31 protein-coding genes are annotated in these 18746 nt (G+C 56.3%); 26 read left to right on the top strand and 5 right to left on the bottom strand.

From position 1 onward, the window contains the following. Positions 1 to 16 precede the first annotated feature (16 nt). The 26 genes from rpsS to trhP all read left to right on the top strand — a co-directional run bounded on the left by rpsS (position 17) and on the right by trhP (position 15055). On the top strand, positions 17 to 292 hold the full coding sequence (rpsS, locus tag LMS44_RS00965) for a 30S ribosomal protein S19 (protein ID WP_013330996.1): 276 nt from the start codon (positions 17 to 19) through the stop codon (positions 290 to 292). 18 nt (positions 293 to 310) lie between these two features. Next, positions 311 to 643 (top strand): 50S ribosomal protein L22, encoded by a 333-nt coding sequence (rplV, locus tag LMS44_RS00970; RefSeq protein ID WP_007112002.1) that lies wholly within the window; start codon positions 311 to 313, stop codon positions 641 to 643. 10 nt (positions 644 to 653) lie between these two features. Further along, entirely contained in the window at positions 654 to 1355 is a 702-nt protein-coding gene (gene rpsC, locus LMS44_RS00975) for a 30S ribosomal protein S3 (protein ID WP_009288141.1), read from the top strand. A gap of 15 nt (positions 1356 to 1370) precedes the next feature. Beyond that, positions 1371 to 1784, top strand: a complete 414-nt coding sequence (rplP, locus tag LMS44_RS00980; RefSeq protein ID WP_007112000.1) for a 50S ribosomal protein L16 — start codon at positions 1371 to 1373, stop codon at positions 1782 to 1784. Beyond that, a complete protein-coding gene (gene rpmC / locus LMS44_RS00985; protein ID WP_007111999.1) occupies positions 1784 to 1975 on the top strand; it encodes a 50S ribosomal protein L29 in 192 nt (63 codons plus the stop codon). The genes rplP and rpmC overlap by 1 nt, the downstream gene beginning before the upstream one ends. 1 nt (position 1976) lies before the next feature. Beyond that, the gene (gene rpsQ, locus LMS44_RS00990; protein ID WP_007111998.1) at positions 1977 to 2237 is read left to right on the top strand and encodes a 30S ribosomal protein S17; all 261 of its coding nucleotides are present in this window, start codon (positions 1977 to 1979) and stop codon (positions 2235 to 2237) included. Between the two features lie 49 nt (positions 2238 to 2286). Further along, a complete protein-coding gene (rplN, locus tag LMS44_RS00995) occupies positions 2287 to 2658 on the top strand; it encodes a 50S ribosomal protein L14 (RefSeq protein ID WP_008959163.1) in 372 nt (123 codons plus the stop codon). Positions 2659 to 2672: 14 nt separating this feature from the next. Next, positions 2673 to 2987 carry a 50S ribosomal protein L24 gene (rplX, locus tag LMS44_RS01000; RefSeq protein WP_007111996.1) on the top strand — a complete coding sequence of 105 codons (315 nt, stop codon included), beginning with the start codon at positions 2673 to 2675 and terminating at the stop codon, positions 2985 to 2987. 18 nt (positions 2988 to 3005) lie between these two features. Next, a complete protein-coding gene (rplE, locus tag LMS44_RS01005; RefSeq protein WP_007111995.1) occupies positions 3006 to 3545 on the top strand; it encodes a 50S ribosomal protein L5 in 540 nt (179 codons plus the stop codon). Positions 3546 to 3555: 10 nt separating this feature from the next. Beyond that, positions 3556 to 3861 (top strand): 30S ribosomal protein S14, encoded by a 306-nt coding sequence (rpsN, locus tag LMS44_RS01010; protein ID WP_022520866.1) that lies wholly within the window; start codon positions 3556 to 3558, stop codon positions 3859 to 3861. Between the two features lie 32 nt (positions 3862 to 3893). Next, positions 3894 to 4286: a 30S ribosomal protein S8 gene (gene rpsH / locus LMS44_RS01015; RefSeq protein WP_007111993.1), complete on the top strand. Its 393-nt coding sequence runs from the start codon at positions 3894 to 3896 to the stop codon at positions 4284 to 4286. 9 nt (positions 4287 to 4295) lie between these two features. After that, positions 4296 to 4826, top strand: a complete 531-nt coding sequence (rplF, locus tag LMS44_RS01020) for a 50S ribosomal protein L6 (protein WP_009288139.1) — start codon at positions 4296 to 4298, stop codon at positions 4824 to 4826. 9 nt (positions 4827 to 4835) lie between these two features. After that, on the top strand, positions 4836 to 5186 hold the full coding sequence (gene rplR / locus LMS44_RS01025; RefSeq protein WP_022520865.1) for a 50S ribosomal protein L18: 351 nt from the start codon (positions 4836 to 4838) through the stop codon (positions 5184 to 5186). 11 nt (positions 5187 to 5197) lie between these two features. Further along, entirely contained in the window at positions 5198 to 5698 is a 501-nt protein-coding gene (gene rpsE, locus LMS44_RS01030) for a 30S ribosomal protein S5 (RefSeq protein WP_007111990.1), read from the top strand. 6 nt (positions 5699 to 5704) lie between these two features. Further along, positions 5705 to 5887: a 50S ribosomal protein L30 gene (gene rpmD / locus LMS44_RS01035; protein WP_022520864.1), complete on the top strand. Its 183-nt coding sequence runs from the start codon at positions 5705 to 5707 to the stop codon at positions 5885 to 5887. 3 nt (positions 5888 to 5890) lie between these two features. After that, positions 5891 to 6325: a 50S ribosomal protein L15 gene (rplO, locus tag LMS44_RS01040; RefSeq protein WP_009288138.1), complete on the top strand. Its 435-nt coding sequence runs from the start codon at positions 5891 to 5893 to the stop codon at positions 6323 to 6325. Further along, entirely contained in the window at positions 6326 to 7657 is a 1332-nt protein-coding gene (secY, locus tag LMS44_RS01045) for a preprotein translocase subunit SecY (RefSeq protein ID WP_008959155.1), read from the top strand. It abuts the gene before it with no gap. A gap of 64 nt (positions 7658 to 7721) precedes the next feature. Then, positions 7722 to 7835: a 50S ribosomal protein L36 gene (gene rpmJ, locus LMS44_RS01050; protein ID WP_008959154.1), complete on the top strand. Its 114-nt coding sequence runs from the start codon at positions 7722 to 7724 to the stop codon at positions 7833 to 7835. Positions 7836 to 7958: 123 nt separating this feature from the next. Further along, positions 7959 to 8315, top strand: a complete 357-nt coding sequence (gene rpsM, locus LMS44_RS01055) for a 30S ribosomal protein S13 (protein WP_022520863.1) — start codon at positions 7959 to 7961, stop codon at positions 8313 to 8315. Between the two features lie 39 nt (positions 8316 to 8354). Next, a complete protein-coding gene (gene rpsK, locus LMS44_RS01060) occupies positions 8355 to 8741 on the top strand; it encodes a 30S ribosomal protein S11 (protein ID WP_007111985.1) in 387 nt (128 codons plus the stop codon). A gap of 12 nt (positions 8742 to 8753) precedes the next feature. Then, entirely contained in the window at positions 8754 to 9374 is a 621-nt protein-coding gene (gene rpsD, locus LMS44_RS01065; protein ID WP_008959152.1) for a 30S ribosomal protein S4, read from the top strand. A 98-nt stretch (positions 9375 to 9472) separates the two neighbouring features. Next, positions 9473 to 10468: a DNA-directed RNA polymerase subunit alpha gene (locus LMS44_RS01070; RefSeq protein WP_009288137.1), complete on the top strand. Its 996-nt coding sequence runs from the start codon at positions 9473 to 9475 to the stop codon at positions 10466 to 10468. A 39-nt stretch (positions 10469 to 10507) separates the two neighbouring features. Continuing rightward, on the top strand, positions 10508 to 10894 hold the full coding sequence (gene rplQ / locus LMS44_RS01075; RefSeq protein ID WP_008959150.1) for a 50S ribosomal protein L17: 387 nt from the start codon (positions 10508 to 10510) through the stop codon (positions 10892 to 10894). 330 nt (positions 10895 to 11224) lie between these two features. Further along, a complete protein-coding gene (locus LMS44_RS01080; RefSeq protein WP_053856922.1) occupies positions 11225 to 12556 on the top strand; it encodes a D-alanyl-D-alanine carboxypeptidase family protein in 1332 nt (443 codons plus the stop codon). A gap of 91 nt (positions 12557 to 12647) precedes the next feature. Continuing rightward, the gene (locus LMS44_RS01085; RefSeq protein WP_022520861.1) at positions 12648 to 13523 is read left to right on the top strand and encodes a DMT family transporter; all 876 of its coding nucleotides are present in this window, start codon (positions 12648 to 12650) and stop codon (positions 13521 to 13523) included. A 140-nt stretch (positions 13524 to 13663) separates the two neighbouring features. Next, positions 13664 to 15055, top strand: a complete 1392-nt coding sequence (gene trhP / locus LMS44_RS01090) for a prephenate-dependent tRNA uridine(34) hydroxylase TrhP (protein WP_022520860.1) — start codon at positions 13664 to 13666, stop codon at positions 15053 to 15055. Here the strand turns inward: trhP and LMS44_RS01095 are convergent. The 5 genes from LMS44_RS01095 to thiM form a co-directional block, all read right to left on the bottom strand. After that, the gene (locus LMS44_RS01095; RefSeq protein ID WP_022520859.1) at positions 15048 to 15785 is read right to left on the bottom strand and encodes a DODA-type extradiol aromatic ring-opening family dioxygenase; all 738 of its coding nucleotides are present in this window, start codon (positions 15783 to 15785) and stop codon (positions 15048 to 15050) included. The two genes, trhP and LMS44_RS01095, sit on opposite strands and share 8 nt — an antisense overlap. Positions 15786 to 15864: 79 nt before the next feature. After that, positions 15865 to 16302 carry a DoxX family protein gene (locus LMS44_RS01100; RefSeq protein WP_022520858.1) on the bottom strand — a complete coding sequence of 146 codons (438 nt, stop codon included), beginning with the start codon at positions 16300 to 16302 and terminating at the stop codon, positions 15865 to 15867. 78 nt (positions 16303 to 16380) lie between these two features. Next, on the bottom strand, positions 16381 to 17301 hold the full coding sequence (locus LMS44_RS01105) for a LysR family transcriptional regulator (RefSeq protein ID WP_022520857.1): 921 nt from the start codon (positions 17299 to 17301) through the stop codon (positions 16381 to 16383). Then, on the bottom strand, positions 17298 to 17930 hold the full coding sequence (thiE, locus tag LMS44_RS01110) for a thiamine phosphate synthase (RefSeq protein ID WP_022520856.1): 633 nt from the start codon (positions 17928 to 17930) through the stop codon (positions 17298 to 17300). The genes LMS44_RS01105 and thiE overlap by 4 nt, the downstream gene beginning before the upstream one ends. After that, a complete protein-coding gene (thiM, locus tag LMS44_RS01115; protein ID WP_278369135.1) occupies positions 17920 to 18729 on the bottom strand; it encodes a hydroxyethylthiazole kinase in 810 nt (269 codons plus the stop codon). The genes thiE and thiM overlap by 11 nt, the downstream gene beginning before the upstream one ends. Between the last annotated feature and the right edge of the window lie 17 nt (positions 18730 to 18746).

The raw sequence follows: 18746 nt of genomic DNA on the forward strand, positions 1-18746 counted from the left end.
TTAAGAGGTAACGGCTGTGCCACGTTCACTAAAGAAAGGTCCCTTCATTGACCTTCATCTTTTGAAGAAGGTAGAGGTTGCAGTGGAGAAGAACGATCGCAAACCGATCAAGACTTGGTCGCGTCGTTCTATGATCCTGCCCAATATGGTAGGCCTCACTATCGCGGTCCATAACGGTCGCCAACACGTCCCGGTGCACGTCTCCGAGGAAATGGTTGGCCACAAATTGGGCGAATTCGCTGCTACTCGCACTTATCGCGGGCATGCGGCGGATAAAAAAGCCAAACGGTAAGCCAGAGAGGATTGAGAGATGGAAGTCACAGCTAAGCTGCTTGGCGCTCGTTTATCCGCCCAGAAGGCCCGTTTGGTGGCTGACCAGGTGCGCGGTAAACCTGTCGCCGAGGCACTCGACCTGCTGACCTTCTCACCGAAGAAGGCTGCCAAGCTGGTTAAGAAGGTGCTGCAATCCGCGATTGCAAACGCGGAAGAAAATAACGGCATGGATATTGACGAGCTGCGTGTCTCGACCATCTGCGTCGATGAGGGCATGACGCTCAAGCGTATCAAGCCGCGTGCCAAGGGGCGTGCGGATCGTATCTTGAAGCGCACGTGCCACATCACCGTCAAGGTAGCCGAGAAGTAGGAGTCGACCGATGGGTCAGAAAGTCAATCCAACAGGCATTCGACTGGGCATCGTCAAAGACCATGCTTCTGTCTGGTATGCTGAGCGCGGCGCTTACGCCGATAAGCTCAATAACGATCTCGAAGTGCGTAGCTTCCTGGAAGAGCGTCTTAAAAGCGCCTCTGTTAGCCGCATCCACATCGAGCGTCCGGCGAACAATGCCCGTATCACCATTCACACTGCCCGTCCGGGTATCGTGATTGGTAAGAAAGGTGAAGATGTCGACCGTCTGCGTCGCGATCTCACCCAGATGATGGGCGTTCCCGTGCATGTGAACATCGAAGAAGTTCGCAAGCCGGAGCTGGATGCCAAGCTAGTCGCTGCTAACGTAGCGGGTCAGCTTGAGCGTCGCGTCATGTTCCGTCGTGCTATGAAGCGCGCGGTACAGAACGCAATGCGTCTTGGCGCTGGTGGCATCAAGATTCAGCTGTCAGGTCGTCTTGGTGGCGCTGAAATCGCACGTACCGAATGGTACCGCGAAGGTCGCGTTCCGCTGCACACGTTGCGTGCGGATATCGACTACGCCACTTACGAAGCTCACACCACCTATGGCGTTATCGGCGTCAAAGTGTGGATCTTCAAGGGTGAAATCCTCGGCGGTATCGAGGAAGTACGTGCCAAGGCTAAACAACAGCCTGCCGGCAACGCGCCCAAGAAGAAAGGTTCCAGGTAAGGGGAGAGCGAGTCGATGTTACAGCCCAAGCGTATGAAATTCCGCAAGATGATGAAAGGCCGCAACCGTGGCCTAGCGCATCGCGGAAGCAAGATCAGCTTCGGGGAATACGGCCTTAAAGCTACTGGTCGCGGCCGCATCACTGCGCGTCAGATCGAAGCAGGCCGTCGTGCGATCACACGTCACGTAAAGCGTGGCGGTAAAATCTGGATCCGCGTCTTCCCTGATAAGCCGATCTCCAAGAAGCCGCTCGAAGTTCGTATGGGTAAAGGTAAAGGTTCTGTTGAGTACTGGGTTGCCCAGATCCAACCGGGTCGGGTCCTGTATGAAATTGAAGGCGTGTCGGAAGAGCTCGCTCGTGAAGCGTTTGAGCTTGCCGCACAGAAAATGCCCTTATCCACCACCTTTGCGAAACGGACGGTGATGTGATGAAAGCCCAGGAAATTCGTGAAAAGTCCGCAGGAGAGCTCCAGGAGCAACTCCTCGAACTCCTCCGCGAGCAGTTTAACCTGCGCATGCAGAAGGCCACTGGCCAACTGAGCCAGACTCATCTGCTCAAGCAGGTCCGCCGGGATATCGCCCGCGTTAAGACTTTGCTCAACGAGAAGGCAGGTGATTGAGATGGCCGAAGAAAACACAAAGCGTACGCTCACCGGTAAAGTGGTGAGCGATAAGATGGACAAGTCCATCGTCGTCATGATCGAGCGGCGCGAGCGTCACCCGATCTACGGAAAATACGTTAAGCGCTCCACCAAGCTGCACGCCCATGATGAGGCGAACCAGGCTAAGGCAGGCGATACGGTTTCCATTCAGGAGTGCCGTCCGCTTTCCAAGAAGAAAGCCTGGACGCTGGTCGAGGTGGTTGAACACGCCAAGGGTTAATCCCAAGGCCTGTCAATCAGTGCAGTCAGATTAGGTTTGGAGAAAACCGATGATTCAGACTCAGACAATGCTGGATGTCGCCGACAACAGCGGAGCGCGCCGGGTGCAGTGCATCAAGGTGTTAGGCGGTTCACATCGTCGTTACGCTCGCGTTGGTGATATCATCAAGGTCACGGTTAAGGAAGCGATTCCGCGTGGCAAGGTCAAAAAAGGCCAGGTGCTAAAAGCGGTCGTGGTCCGGACCCGTAGTGGCGTCCGTCGTCCCGACGGTTCGCTCATCCGTTTCGATGGAAATGCGGCAGTTTTGTTGAATAACACCAACGAACAGCCCATCGGTACCCGTATTTTTGGGCCGGTGACTCGTGAACTTCGTAATGAAAAGTTCATGAAGATCATTTCCTTAGCGCCTGAAGTGCTGTAAGGAGCGAGGCGGATATGCAAAAGATCAAACGTGACGATGAAGTCATCGTCATCGCCGGGAAGGATAAAGGCAAGCGTGGCACCGTTAAGCGGGTATTAGAAAACCGCTTTTTGGTGTCCGGTGTGAACATGATTAAGCGTCACACCAAGCCAAATCCCATGGCGGGTAATCAGGGCGGTATCGTCGAGCGTGAGGCTCCGATTCACGCGTCCAACGTAGCCATCTTCAATTCGGAGACCGGTAAGGCGGATCGCGTCGGCTTCCAAGTGAAGGAAGACGGTACCAAGGTACGTATCTACAAGTCGACGCAGACGCAGATCGACGCCTAACGCGAGTCGGGTAGCACAATGGCGAACTTGAAAGAACGTTATCAAAACGAGGTAGCAGCTCAACTCAAAGAAGAGTTCAGCTATGCCAACGTTATGCAGGTACCCCGGATCACGAAAGTGACTCTGAACATGGGTATCGGCGAAGCAGTCAACGATAAAAAGTTGATTGACAATGCCATCGGCGATCTAGAGAAACTCTCTGGTCAAAAACCGTTGGTGACCAAGGCACGTAAGTCCATCGCGGGCTTCAAGGTGCGCGAAGGTTGGCCAATCGGCATCAAGGTAACTCTGCGCGCTGAGCGTATGTGGGACTTCTTGGACCGTTTGGTTTACATCGCGATTCCCCGCGTGCGTGACTTCCGTGGTCTCAACCCGAAGTCTTTCGACGGTCGTGGTAACTACTCCATGGGTGTGCGTGAGCAGATCATCTTCCCGGAGATCGAGTATGATAAAATCGATCGCATCCGGGGGTTGGACGTCACTATCACTACGACCGCCAAAACCGACGAGGAAGGTCGTGCGCTACTAACCGCGCTGAACTTCCCGTTCAAGAAATAGGGGCGAGATCATGGCTAAGAAAAGTATGGTAGAGCGTGAGCTTAAGCGTACTCAGCTGGTCGCGAAGTATGCGACCAAGCGCGCTGAACTCAAGAAGATCATCTCAGACGTGAACACGTCTGAGGAAGACCGCTTCGAGGCGACGCTGAAGCTGCAGCAACTGCCGCGCGACTCAAGCCCGGTGCGTCAGCGTAACCGCTGCCGTATCACCGGTCGTCCGCACGGTTTTTACAACAAGTTCGGCCTTGGCCGTAACAAGCTGCGTGAAGCCGCCATGCGTGGCGACGTTCCTGGGTTGAAAAAATCCAGTTGGTAACGCCACGTAGAATTATCAGGAGCGCACATTAAATGAGCATGCAAGACACTCTGGCGGATATGTTTACCCGTATCCGCAATGCGCAGATGGCCACCAAGGAGACGGCTACCATGCCGTCCTCCAAGTTGAAAGTGCAAGTGGCCCGAGTGCTAAAGGAAGAAGGCTACATTGCCGACTTTGCGGTAGCGGAGGGCGCTAAGCCCGAGCTAACCGTAACTCTCAAGTACTTTGAGGGTAAGCCGGTCATTGAGCACATTCAGCGGGTTTCCAAGCCGTCCCTGCGCCGCTACATGGGCAAGGATAACTTGCCTAAGGTTGCCGATGGCCTGGGTATCGCGATTGTCACCACATCCAATGGTGTCATGACCGATCGTGCCGCGCGCCAAGCGGGTGTCGGTGGCGAAGTCATCTGCACCGTATTCTAGGAGGCTGGAATGTCCCGCATAGCGAAATATCCGGTTAAAGTGCCTGCCGGCGTTGAGATTAAAATCAATGCTGACCAGCTGACCGCCAAAGGCGGCCAGGGCACGCTATCTATGACCATCCACTCTGATGTAGTGGTCGGTCAAGAAGATGGCCAGCTGACCTTCGCCCCGAGTGAGTCTGCCAAGAGCTGGGCCATGGCCGGTACTACCCGCGCCTTAGTTCAGAACCTGGTAACGGGCGTATCCGAGGGTTTCACAAGAACTCTCGAAATTGTTGGCGTCGGTTATCGTGCCCAAGCTAAGGGCCAGACGCTCAATCTTTCACTGGGCTTCTCGCACCCGGTCGACTATGAACTGCCTAAAGGTGTCTCAGCGGAAACGCCGAAGAACACCGTTATCGTGCTGAAAAGCGCGGATAAGCAGATGCTCGGCCAGTGCGCCGCGGAAATCCGCGCCTTCCGTCCCCCCGAGCCGTATAAAGGCAAGGGTGTTCGGTACGCCGACGAGCAGGTGCGTCGCAAAGAAGCCAAGAAGAAGTAAGGCAGGGTTATGAACGCGAAGAAAGAATCTCGTCTCCGTCGTGCCCGCCGCGCTCGCGCAAAGATCCGCGAGCTGGGCGTGTATCGCCTGTGCGTCAACCGTACCCCGCGTCACATCTATGCGCAGATTATCTCGCCGGATGGTGGCAAAGTGCTAGCCAGTGCTTCTACGCTGGACAAAGTACTGCGCGAGGGTGCGACCGGCAACTCAGATGCGGCCTCTAAAGTGGGTGCTCTGATTGCTGAACGCGCTAAAGAAGCAGGCATCACCCAGGTGGCCTTCGACCGTGCTGGCTTTAAGTATCACGGCCGCGTCAAGGCGCTGGCCGACGCCGCACGTGAAGGCGGCCTGGAATTCTAAAGGGTTTTACGATGGCGAAGAACGAACAGCAAAGCGGTGATCTGCAAGAGAAGTTAGTGCAGGTCAACCGCGTCGCCAAGGTGGTCAAGGGTGGTCGTATTTTCGGCTTCACCGCACTGACCGTCGTTGGTGATGGTAAAGGTCGTGTCGGTTTCGGTCGTGGCAAGGCGCGTGAAGTGCCTGTCGCAATCCAGAAAGCGATGGATCAAGCTCGTCGCAACATGGTCAAGGTGAACCTTGCTGGCCATACGCTGCAGTACCCGGTCAAAGCCCGTCACGGTGCTTCCAAGGTGTACATGCAGCCGGCTTCCGAAGGTACCGGTATCATCGCCGGTGGCGCCATGCGCTCTGTATTAGAGCTCGCCGGTGTCCACGACGTACTGGCCAAGTGCTACGGTTCCACCAACCCGGTTAACGTGGTACGAGCGACTGTTAAAGGTCTCTCCTCCATGCAAGCACCGGAAGACGTGGCCGCCAAGCGCGGTCTGTCTGTCGAAGCGATCACGGGGTAAGGCACCATGGCAGCAACGATCAAGGTTACCCAGATCCGCAGCACCATCGGCATTATGCCCAAGCACAAGGCTACTATGAAAGGCTTGGGCCTGCGTCGCATCGGTCATACGGTTGAACTGGAAGACACCCCTGCCGTACGCGGCATGATCCACAAGGTGAACTACCTTGTGCGCGTTGAGGGAGAGTAATCCATGAAACTCAATAACCTAAGCCCGGCTCCGGGCTCCAAACACGCTGCAAAGCGCGTTGGTCGTGGCATCGGTTCCGGTCTTGGTAAGACCGGTGGCCGTGGTCACAAAGGTCAGAAGTCACGTAGTGGCGGCAGTGTTAAGCCCGGTTTCGAAGGCGGTCAGATGCCTTTGCAGCGTCGTTTGCCGAAATTCGGCTTTACGTCTGCAAAATCTCTGGTCTCTGAAGAAGTACGCCTGGCTGAGCTTGCTAAAGTTGCCGGTGGCGAAGTCACCCTGGCATCTTTGAAAGAAGCCAACGTGCTAAAGGACTCTACGCTACACGCGAAGATCATCCTTTCTGGCGAACTGAAAACGGCGGTTACCGTTCGCGGAATCAAGGTCACCAAAGGTGCCCGTGAAGCGATCGAAGCCGCTGGCGGCAAGGTAGAGGACTAAATGGCCAAGTCAGGAAAAATGCCGGCGATGGGCAGCGGTCTGAGTGAACTGTGGGCGCGTTTGCGCTTCGTGCTCCTCGCCATCGTGGTGTACCGTATTGGTGCCCACATTCCCGTTCCCGGTATCAATCCTGACCAGCTTGCTGCCTTGTTTAGGGAGCAACAGGGCACCATTCTGGGCATGTTTAACATGTTCTCGGGTGGCGCCCTGGAGCGCATGAGTGTTCTCGCCCTGGGTATAATGCCCTATATATCGGCGTCGATTATCATGCAGCTCATGACTGCGGTCTCCCCTCATCTTGAGCAGCTCAAGAAAGAGGGTGAGGCTGGCCGCCGCAAGATTAGCCAGTACACCCGCTACGGCACGGTGATACTGGCGTTTGTCCAGGCTACCGGCATGTCCGTCGGTCTGGCTAGCCAAGGCATCGCGTACAGTGCTGACTTCAGCTTCTATTTCACCGCCGTGATTACGTTTGTATCGGGCGCGGTGTTTATGATGTGGCTAGGTGAGCAGATTACCGAGAAGGGCATCGGCAACGGTATTTCGCTGCTGATCTTCGCCGGTATTGTCGCTGGACTGCCCAGTGCCGTGGGCCAAGCCTTCGAGCTTGCCCGTAATGAAGGGGCCTGGAATGTTCTGCCGCTGTTAGCGCTGTCAGTGTTAGGTATTGCGACTGTCGCCTTTGTGGTTTTCATTGAGCGCGGCCAACGCCGTCTCAAAGTTAATTACCCTCGGCGACAAGTGGGCAATAAGATGTATGCAGGGCAAAGTAGCTACCTGCCTTTGAAGGTCAACATGGCCGGTGTTATTCCGGCGATTTTTGCCTCCAGTATCCTGCTTTTCCCGGCCTCTATTGGTCAGTGGGTAGGTGCCGGTGAAGGTATGGAGTGGTTGCAGCGTGCATCTCAGGCATTAGGCCCAGGTCAACCGCTTTACATCTTGCTTTTCGCGGCGGCAGTGGTATTCTTCTGCTTCTTTTACACAGCGCTGGTCTTCAACCCCAAGGATGTGGCTGACAATCTTAAAAAGTCAGGCGCTTTCCTGCCGGGCATTCGCCCCGGCGAGCAGACCGCTCGCTATATCGACAAGGTCATGACACGTTTGACCCTGTTCGGTGCCTTGTATATCACTGCGGTTTCCTTGATGCCCCAGTTCTTGATTGTGGCGTGGAACGTGCCGTTTTTCTTCGGCGGTACCTCGTTGTTAATCGTAGTCGTGGTCATCATGGACTTCATGGCCCAGGTGCAGTCGCATCTCATGTCGCATCAGTATGACTCAGTGATGAAGAAGTCCAACCTGAAAGGCTACGGTAGCGGCGGTATCATGCGCTGAGGCGCCGTCCACCCCTATTTAGTTAGAGAGGGCGCGCCGCGAGCCGGTTTTTGGAGAAAGATCGATGAAAGTTCGAGCTTCCGTAAAGAAAATGTGCCGTAACTGCAAGATCATTCGTCGCAATGGCGCTGTCCGCGTCATCTGCAGCGAGCCACGGCACAAACAACGCCAGGGTTAATAGCCTGGGTTGTATTAAGCGGGTGCCAGCATACCCCTTGCCTTAGGGCAAATGATGGGGTATGCTGTTGCGCCTTTTGTAGATGAATAAACGAGCAAGCCGCTCAAATTTCGGAGTAAGCTGATGGCCCGTATTGCAGGCGTCAATATCCCGGACAACAAGCATGCGGCGATCTCGCTGACCTATATCTTCGGGATTGGCCGTACCCGTGCTGAGCACATCTGTGCTGCAGCCGGTATCGCGCCTACTGCCAAGATCCAGGATCTGTCTTCTGAAGAAGTCGACACCCTGCGTTCTGAAGTTGGCAAGTACACCGTAGAAGGCGACCTTCGTCGTGATGTCACGCTTAACATTAAGCGTCTCATGGACTTAGGCTGCTACCGTGGTCTGCGTCATCGTCGTAGTCTTCCGCTGCGTGGTCAGCGGACTAAGACTAACGCGCGCACCCGTAAGGGCCCGCGTAAGCCGATCCGCAAATAACACGCACGTTCTGGCGTAAAGACAGGAATAGACATCAACATGGCTAACCCGCGTAGTAACCGTAAAAAGGTTAAAAAGCAGGTAGTGGATGCGATTGCGCATATCCATGCCTCTTTTAACAACACGATCGTGACGATCACAGACCGCCAGGGCAACGCTCTTTCTTGGGCGACTGCCGGTGGTTCGGGTTTTCGTGGTTCTCGCAAGAGCACCCCGTTCGCTGCTCAAGTGGCAAGCGAACGTGCAGCAACTGCTGCAGCCGAGTATGGTGTGAAAAACGTAGATGTACTGGTTAAAGGCCCAGGTCCCGGTCGTGAATCCGCCGTGCGCGCACTGAATGCCGCCGGCTTCCGCGTGCAAAGCATCGTAGACGCGACGCCCATTCCCCATAATGGCTGCCGTCCGCCTAAGAAACGCCGCGTTTAAGGAGACAGATTCATGGCTCGTTATATTGGACCGAAGTGCAAACTGTCTCGTCGTGAAGGCACCGACCTCTTTTTGAAGAGTGGTGTTACTCCCTTCGAGAAAAAGTGTAAATCCGAGCAGATCCCGGGTGTACACGGCCAGCGTCGTCAGCGTCTTTCAGACTACGGCTTGCAGCTTCGCGAGAAGCAAAAAGTACGTCGCATGTATGGCGTACTCGAAAAACAGTTCCGTAACTACTACAAAGAAGCCGCTCGCCTGAAAGGTGCGACCGGTGAAGTATTGTTGCAGTTGCTCGAATCCCGACTGGATAATGTCGTCTACCGCATGGGCTTCGGCTCGACTCGCTCTGAAGCGCGTCAGCTGGTCAGCCACAAAGCGATTTCCGTGAACGGCCGCACCGTTAACGTTGCTTCCTATCAAGTGAAGCCGGGTGACGTTGTTTCCATTCGCGAAAAGGCGAAAAACCAAGCACGTATTCAAAGCGCGTTGTCCATTGCGGCCAACCGTGGCGATATCGCTTGGATCGAAATCGACGCCAAGAAGATGGAAGGCACTTTCAAGGCTCTGCCTGAACGCGGTGACCTGTCTGCCGACATCAACGAAAACCTGATCGTCGAGCTGTACTCCAAGTAAGCAGTTTTCTGTTTCTTGTCAATCTGGTGCCGGTTTAAAGCCCGCACCAGATCTTACCGAGTACCAAGTATCCGTTTGGCAGCCTGAAAGGTGTTCATATGCAGCGTTCAGTGACAGAGTTTCTCCGTCCTCGCGACATCAAGGTCGAAGAAATCAGCGCACATCACGCCAAAATCGTGCTCGAACCGTTCGAGCGTGGCTTTGGTCACACCCTGGGGAATGCACTACGTCGCATTCTGCTTTCGTCCATGCCCGGCTGTGCCGTGGTAGAGGCTGAAATCGCCGGCGTCGAGCATGAATACAGTGCGCTTGAAGGGGTGCAGGAAGATGTCATTGAAATCCTCCTGAACTTGAAAGATGTTGCGATCAAGATGCACAGCCGCGATGAGGCGGTGCTCACGCTGAACAAGCAGGGCCCAGCCGTCGTCACCGCTGGCGACATTGCGCTTGATCATAGCGTCGAAATCGTCAACCCGGACCACGTCATTGCTCATGTCAATGAAGGTGCCGAGCTGAAAATTCAGCTTAAGGTAGCGCTGGGTCGTGGCTACGAACCGGCTGACGCGCGCGGCTCTGATGAAGAGTCACGTGCCATTGGCCGCCTGCAGCTGGATGCCACCTTCAGCCCTGTCCGCCGTGTTTCCTACTCGGTTGAGGCCGCTCGTGTCGAGCAGCGCACCGACCTCGATAAGCTAATTATCGATCTGGAAACCGACGGTACCCTGGATCCGGAAGAGGCTATCCGTCGCAGTGCGACCATCCTGCAAGAGCAGCTGGCCGCCTTCGTCGACCTGGAAGCTGATAAAGAACAGGAAGTCGAAGAGGAAGAGGATCATGTCGATCCAATTCTATTGCGCCCCGTAGACGATCTTGAGTTGACTGTTCGTAGCGCGAACTGCCTAAAAGCCGAGAATATTTACTACATCGGTGATCTTATCCAGCGCACAGAAGTTGAGCTGTTGAAGACACCGAACCTCGGTAAAAAGTCTTTGAATGAAATCAAAGATGTATTGGCGGCTCGCGGCTTGTCCCTTGGCATGCGGTTGGAAAATTGGCCACCGGCAAGCCTGAAGGACGACAAAGCCTCCGCGTGAGCGTCGACTTGAGTCCCAGTTTGGTAAGGAATTACAACCATGCGTCATCGTAAGAGTGGTCGTCATCTGAATCGCACCAGCTCGCATCGTCAGGCCATGTTCAAGAACATGTCTGTCTCGCTGGTCGAACATGAAGTCATTAAGACAACCCTGCCGAAAGCCAAGGAGCTGCGTCGCGTAATCGAGCCGCTGATCACCTTGTCTAAGCAGGATAGCGTTGCAAACCGTCGTTTGGCGTTTGCCCGCACGCGCTCTAAAGAAGCCGTCGGCAAACTGTTCAACGAATTGGGTCCGCGTTATGCCGAGCGTCCGGGCGGTTACGTCCGTATTCTCAAGTGCGGTTTCCGCACCGGCGACAACGCGCCTATGGCGTTCGTTGAACTAGTTGACCGTCCGGTTGTTGAAGAAGCCGCTGCAGAAGAGTAATCCTCTGCGCCAGGCCTCTTTGGTAGCGAATGAAAACCGACCCTCAGTGGTCGGTTTTTTTATGGGCGCATTTATCTTCTGTTTTCTACACTTAACGGCGTCTATTCTTCGTACTAATACCCTATACTCGGCCTATTATTAAATTGAGTAAGCGTCGCGTGCCGCTTGGGCAAGCCTTGTGTTGTAGCTTGAGTGTGGCATGGTAGTTAAGCAGCGGCAGGTTGGTTAAACAGCGATTCGAACTAGCGCATTGATAACAAGCAAGGGGCAGGTATGTATGCGAGGATAAAAAGCGCTGCCGGGGGAGCGTCGGCGATAGGGTTTTTGAGTATGCTAATGCTGCTCATACTTGCGATGGTCACTACTGCGCATGCCGACAACCCGCGCTATGCGGGTATTGTCGTTGATCTGGACAATGGCGAAGTGCTTTACGCCGAGAATATTGACGATCAGCGCTATCCTGCGTCGCTTACCAAAATGATGACGCTCTATCTAACCTTTGAAGCGTTAGAAGAGGGTACGCTGCGCTTGGACCAACCCTTGCCGGTTTCCCATTACGCTGCCGCCAAGCCTGCTGTCAAACTGTGGCTGGCGGCGGGCAGCTCAATTCCGGTGGATACCGCTATTCGCGCACTCGCGGTTCGCTCTGCCAATGATGTTGCCGCAGTGGTTGCCGAAGCCCTGGGCGGCAGCGAAGCCCACTTTGCGCAAATGATGACCACCAAGGCACGCGAGCTTGGCATGCATGCCACCACCTTTCGCAATGCCTCTGGCTTGCCGGATGACGGCCAAATCACCACCGCGCGGGATATGCTCACGCTTTCGGTACGCGTGATGCAGGACTTCCCCCAGTACTACCATTACTTCGGCCTGCAAGAGTTTACCTATCGCGGCACCCGGCACACCAGCCACAATCGATTGGTGCGTGACTACCCAGGTGCCGATGGCCTAAAAACGGGGTTCATTCGCGCCTCTGGCTTTAACGTGGCCACTACCGCAGTGCGCGGTGATCGGCGGCTGGTGGGCGTCGTCATGGGTGGTTTTTCATCCCAGTCCCGGGATACCCATATGGCCAATCTGCTGGATCGTAGCTTCTTGCGTGCGTCCCTACGCGACCAGCAAAGCTGGATGGGCGACACCAGCTTCTCGCGGGAATTTATGGCCTTTGCACCCCCTGCTCAGCCGGTGGCACCACAGCAGCCAGCGCCACGCCAACCCCTGCTGGCGGTGGTCGAAACGTCAACATTGTCACCATCGAGTAACTCTACCCCCTCAACGCCGGTTGTCGATCTTGAAGAACAGCTAGCCGATATCGTCACCATTCAGCGCCCAACGCCGGCAAGCGAAGATCCACAGCCCGACCCACTTCAAGCGTTCATTGAGCGTGAACGCAAGATGGCCTCTGTCAATGAAACGGGCGGCGGCTGGGGGGTGCAAGTGGGTGCTTTCAGTCGTGAAGCCCAGGCACGGCAATTGGCGCAGCAGGCGGCTCAGCGGATTGCACAGACTTTAGGCGGACGCATTGCTGTAGACACGGTAGAGGGCCAAAACCCGGTTTATCGCGCCCGGCTAATGGCATTGGACGAGCAGCGCGCTCGCCAAGCGTGCCGTGAGCTGCACTCCCAAGGTATGGACTGTATGGTCGTTAACGCCAGCTTGTAAGGGGGTGGGCCGTCATCACCCCGCCAATGGTTAATTGGCGGGGTTTTTCTTTTTTGGCACTTTGTATTGACCAGTGAACAGGGAGATCGCGGTGACAACCTCGCTGAAAGGCATACTCTGCATGTGTTTGGGCGTTCTTTTCCTCGCCCTAGGCGACGCTGTTTCCAAGTGGTTAGGTGAAGTGCACTCGCCACTGCAGATTATTTTCTTCCGTGCCTTGATATCGCTACCGCTGATTGCGCTGCTTGCCCATTTTGCCGGTGGGTTACGCAAGCTGCGTACGAAACGGCCGGGCGTCCATTTGCTGCGCGGATTGATTTATACCGCCACCATGGTCTGTTTCGTATGGGGGCTAACGCTGCTCCCCCTGGCGGAGGCCACGGCGATTGCCTTTGTGGCGCCGCTGTTTGTGACCCTGCTTTCGGTGCCATTGTTGGGTGAGCGCATTGATCCACCGGTGCTGATCGCATCCTTGGTGGGGTTTGCGGGGGTGCTGATCGTGGTGCGGCCCAACGGCGATGCGTTTCAGATGGGCGCGCTGGTATTGGTGGGGGCGGCGCTATTCTATGCGCTGATGATGATTACCGCCCGGCGCTACGGCGCCCGCGAACACCTCTGGGCAATGCTGTTTTACATGACCTGTGTGCCGCTGGTGGTGACCGCGCTAACGCTGCCATGGGTGTGGCAGACACCCCAGCCGTGGCACTGGGTAGGCTTTTTCGCCTCCGGAATATTGGGCGTTGCGGCCACCGCTTTCATCACCTTGGCCTTTCGGTTTGCTCCTGCGGCCATCGCCGCGCCGTTTGATTACACCGCTATGCTCTGGGCGGTACTGCTGGGCTGGTGGTTCTGGGGTGAAATGCCGGATCTCTGGGTCTGGGTAGGCAGCGCCTTGATAATGGGCAGCGGGTTAGCGGTGGCGTATCACGACCGTAGGACAACCCTTAAACGTCGTCCTACCGCTTAACTGACGTCACTCTACCGCCACTTTTTGATCTAGGTCACGGAAGCGGTGAGCTTGCCAAAACGGCGGATTTGGGCTGGTTATAATCCTGGCCTTTCATCGCAGTCCGCTGCGAGCCATCGTCCTGATCACGGTGACTGTCTATGCAAGCCCCCGAACGACTGAAGCAAGCTCCCGAGCTCCTTTCCCCTGCGGGCACCTTCAAGAACATGCGTTACGCCTTTGCCTATGGGGCCGATGCGGTCTACGCAGGGCAGCCACGCTATTCTCTCAGGGTGCGCAACAACGATTTTAAAATTGATAACTTACATCGTGGTATCGAGTATACCCATGCCCGAGGCAAGCAGTTTTACGTTGCCTCCAACATTGCCCCTCACAACAGCAAACTGAAAACCTACCTTCAGGATATGGCGCCGGTGATCGAGGCAGGGCCCGATGCGCTGATTATGTCGGATCCCGGTTTGATTATGATGGTTCGTGACCGCTGGCCGGATCAACCTATCCACCTCTCAGTGCAATCGAACGTCGTCAACTGGGCTGCCGCCCAATTCTGGCAGCGGCAGGGTATCAGCCGCATCATTTTGTCTAGGGAGCTATCACTGGAAGAGATCGGCGAAATACGCGAACAGTGCCCAGGCTTAGAGATCGAAACCTTTGTTCACGGCGCACTGTGTATCGCCTATTCAGGGCGTTGCCTGCTGTCGGGTTATTTCAATCATCGCGACCCTAATCAAGGCACCTGCACCAACGCGTGTCGCTGGAAATACAACACCATAGCGGCAACCCACGATGACACGGGCGACTTAATAGCCGCCCAAGGAAGTGGTAGCGCTGCGGCCGGCAGCCCAGACGAGCTTTCGGCGCTGATTGAAGACGTTTCCCGCCCTGGCAAGCTGATGCCTGTGCATGAAGATGAACACGGCACCTACATCATGAACTCCAAGGATCTGCGCGCGGTGCAGCACGTGGCTCGACTGACGCAAATGGGTGTGGCGTCACTAAAGATTGAAGGACGCACCAAGTCCCATTACTACGTCGCGCGTACAGCGCAAGTTTATCGCCAAGCCATTGATGACGCCGTCGCTGGGCGCCCCTTTAACAAACGGCTAATGGATGAACTTGAGAACCTGGCGAATAGAGGGTACACCGAAGGTTTCTATCAACGCCATGTGCACGGTGAGTTCCAAAGCTATGAGCAGGGGAACTCGATCGGCGTTCACCAACAGTTCGTCGGTGAAGTGTTGGGTTTCGATCCGGCTCGTGGCAGGTTGGAAGTCGAGGTTAAAAATCGCTTTGAAGTGGGGGATGGCATGGAGCTGATGCTGCCAGGTGGTAATCACCGCTTCGTGCTTGAGCATATCGAGAACTTGCGAGGTGAAGCGCAGAGCGCAGCACCTGGTTCTGGGCATCGCGTGCGAATCCCCGTTCCCAAGGTCAGCATTACCCCTGAACAGCTTGAGTTTGCGCTGTTAATGCGTGATCTCAAGCCTTCCAGAGCAGCACAACCTGAATCGTTAGGGGTAGCGATCAGCTAAACGCATAAACGTCCATCGCAAGCACACCGTGCTCTACGCTGTGGTGCAGCTGTTTTGCGTCGCCTCCTGCCCCCATGGCCACCAGCAATGGCTGAAAGTGTTCAGGGGTCGGGTGGTTCTCCTGCGCATAGGGTGCGCGCTCCCAGCTAAGCAGCGCTTCACGATCATTGGCGATAAGGCGCTCGCTTACCCAAGTGGCAAATTCATCTACCCAGGCGGGCACAGGGCTCTCCTGGGGCATGATTTCATACAGGTTATGGGTCAGGCTGCCCGAGCCGATCACCAAAATCCCCTCTTCCCGCAGAGCCGACAGGCGCTCGCCCAGCGTGGCCAGCTCCGCATTGCTCCAGCGCACCGGAAGCGACAGCGAGACAACCGGCACATTGGCGTCAGGAAACATCAGTGAAAGGGGCACCCAGGCGCCGTGATCCAGGCCGCGCTCTACCCGCTCGGCGCCCAGTAACACGGCCAGCCGTTCAGCCAGTTCCGGCTCACCCGGGGCAGGATACTGGCACTCGAAAAGCGCCTGTGGGAAGCCGCCAAAGTCGTGAATGGTTTCTGGCTTGGCGCTGATGCTGACCTTGAGCGCCAGGCTCTCCCAGTGCGCTGAGACCACTACCACCGCCTTGGGCGCAAGCTGCCTACCCAGTTCGCGTAGAAAGGCATGAGCCGGGGTTTTATTGAGGGCCAGCATGGGCGAACCATGGGAAATAAACAGGCTAGGTAACATGAGTGAGTCTCCTCAGCAGCATGGCCAACGCTGGCGGTAAGCAAGCGCTGGCAATAGGGTTAGGCGATAGTTTTAGGTGTTAGGCGAATCGGTTGCTTAACACCCAGCGGCCGCTGCCCAGGCCCGCTTGCACGATTAACGCCAGCGTCCAGAACACCGGGAATTCCCAACCGCCGCCGGTATTTGAGAACATCCAGCCGTTGCCAAGATGCACCCAAGCAGCGCCGAGCAGTACCGGCACCAGTGCCAGGCTCACCCAGCGGGTGTAAACACCCAGAATCAGGGCGGCTCCACCGCCCACTTCCGCGGCAATGGTCAGGTAGGCCAGAAACCCTGGTAAACCCAGTGATTCAAAATAGCCGACGGTGCCCGGTAGGGTAAATACAAACACCTTGAGCAAACCGTGAGCAAGGGCCATCACACCCAGTGCGACGCGCAGTAGCGAGATGGCCTGGGGTTGTAAAGAGTGCTGTACAGAGGGCTGTAGAGAGGGGGCAGAGTGAGTATGCGTTGTCATCGTAGTAGCTTCCATCGAGTGGTTGATGACGCTACTTTACAGCCGGATAAGATCGAGATAATCAGCGTATTTTGCACATCACTGTTGCGTAATGGGCGACAATCCAATGCTCTGTTCCCAAACTGGCGGATCGCCCCACGCCTCGGTGAGCAGGTCGATGAAGCGCTCCACCTTGGCGGGCAGGTAGCGCCGGGCGGGGTAGAGGGCATGAACATCGAGCCGTACCGCTGGCTCATTGGTCAAGATGGGCACTAAACGCCCGCTGGCGATACTCTCTGTGACCAGAAAGCTGGGCTGCTGAGCGATGCCCAGGCCAGCTTCCGCGGCGTGGGTGAGTACATCGCCGTTATTGCTTTCCAGTGGGCCATTGACCGTCAATGACTGCGTGGCAATCTTCCAGTCAGCGCTCTGTTGGCCGCTGCGGTAGCGTAGGCAGTGGTGCTTGGCAAGGGCTTGAACGCTGTCGGGTTCACCGTGGTTGGCAAGATATTCAGGCGATGCGCAAAACAGTAGGCGGCAACGGGTCAGGCGGCGCGCCACCAGGCTGGAGTCGGGCAGGCTGCCGATACGGATCGCTACGTCGTAACCCTCTTCAAGCAGGTCGACACGGCGGTCGTTCAAATCCAGGCGCACTTCCAGCGCCGGGTGGGTATGCATAAACTGGGCGACGAGTGGCGCCAGGTAGCGGGTGCCAAAACTCATCGGCCCATTAACGCGCAGCCGCCCACGCACATCGCTGGTACCTTGGCCCACCTCGGCGGCGGCCTCATCGAGCGCTTGCAGTATCCCTTGGGCGCGGACTAGATAGCGTTCTCCGGCCTCAGTGAGATGTAGTCGTCGCGTGGTGCGTTGTATCAGTCGCGCGCCCAATGTCTCTTCCAGTGCCATGACTTGGCGGGATACGCGAGTGCGGGAAATATCCAGCGCTTCAGCAGCGCGGGTATAGCTACCCAACTCGGCTACCCGCACAAAAGCGACGATATGCTCTAACTGATTCATGACGCCGAATCGGCTTGGAAAATCTGAAAAGCGCGCGCTGCCTGGTAAGGGTCGGGCTGGCCACAAATGGCCGATATCACCGCTAAACCGTTCGCTCCCGCGCGCTGTACGCTAATCGCATGATTCGCTTTCAGCCCACCAATGGCCACGCTGGGCAGTGGGCACGCCTTGACCAGCGCCGCTAAACCGCCAAAGCCGATGGGCTGGGCGTGATCTTGTTTGCTCTCGGTGGCAAACACGGGGCCAATCCCGACATAATCGAGTAGCTCAAACGGAGAGACTTGCAGCTGGGCGATAGTATTGATCGACAGGCCGATAATCGCTTGCTCACCTAGTACCCGGCGCGCTTGCTGAACGGCAGCGTCGCTCTGACCGACATGCAGGCCATCTGCCTGGCTTTCTAGTGCCACCTGCAAACGATCGTTAATGATCAGCGGGACTCCGGTGCCTGCCAGAAGCGCTTTTAACCGTTTGGCTTGGGCAATCATCTGTTCATCGCTGGCATGCTTGTCACGCAACTGCACGGTGGTGACTCCGCCTTTTACCGCTGCCTCAACCGTTTGTTCCAAACCATGCTCTCGGCAGAGCGTGGCATCGGTGACCAAGTAGAGCGATAGATCAAGCGGCATGGATTGCCTCCAGTTGGGCATAAGTAGTGAGGTCGTCAGGGGTGAGTTGATACAGCGCATCCAGCAGTGCCACTTGAAAGCTACCAGGCCCGTTGGCGTGGCTGCCCGCACGCTCTCCTGTGACCGCAAAGCAGGCCAGCGCGGCTGCCGTTGCACCCAGTGGGGCGTCGCGGTTGGCAGCCACAAATCCCGCCACTAGCGCGCTCAGCCCACAGCCAAGCGTTGTTACGCGGGGCATCAAAGGATGGCCACCGTTAATGCGGTAGTGCTGTGTGCCGTCCGTCACCCAGTCGCTTTCACCGGTCATCGCGACAATACAGCCGTGTTTTTGCGCTAATGCTATTGCAGCGTCCACGGCTTGGTCGGTGGCGGCTGTGGCGTCCACGCCGCGGCCTTGGCTAGCTAAACCGTTAAGGGCAAGAATTTCAGACGCATTGCCACGAATCACGCTGGGTTGAGCGGCCAGCAGCTTCGCGCACAGCGTTTGGCGATAGCGCGTGGCGCCAACGGCGACGGGATCTAATACCCAGGGAATGGCATGCTGATCGGCAGTCGCTGTGGCGGTGAGCATAGCGTCAGCCCAGTGGGCAGAGATCGTACCGATATTAATCGACAGCCCCGCGGAGATAGCCGTGAATTCAGCCACTTCTTCAGGCGCATGCAGCATGGCGGGCGACGCGCCGGTGGCTAACAGCAGGTTGGCAGTGCTGTTCATGGCCACATAGTTGGTCATGCAGTGAACCAGCGGTGTCACTGAGCGCAGCGTCTCAAGGTAATCGCCAAGCGGGCGTAGGGTCATAGCATCCTCCCGGCAGG

The organism is Halomonas profundus, from assembly GCF_020865425.1.
Classification (GTDB): domain Bacteria; phylum Pseudomonadota; class Gammaproteobacteria; order Pseudomonadales; family Halomonadaceae; genus Vreelandella; species Vreelandella titanicae.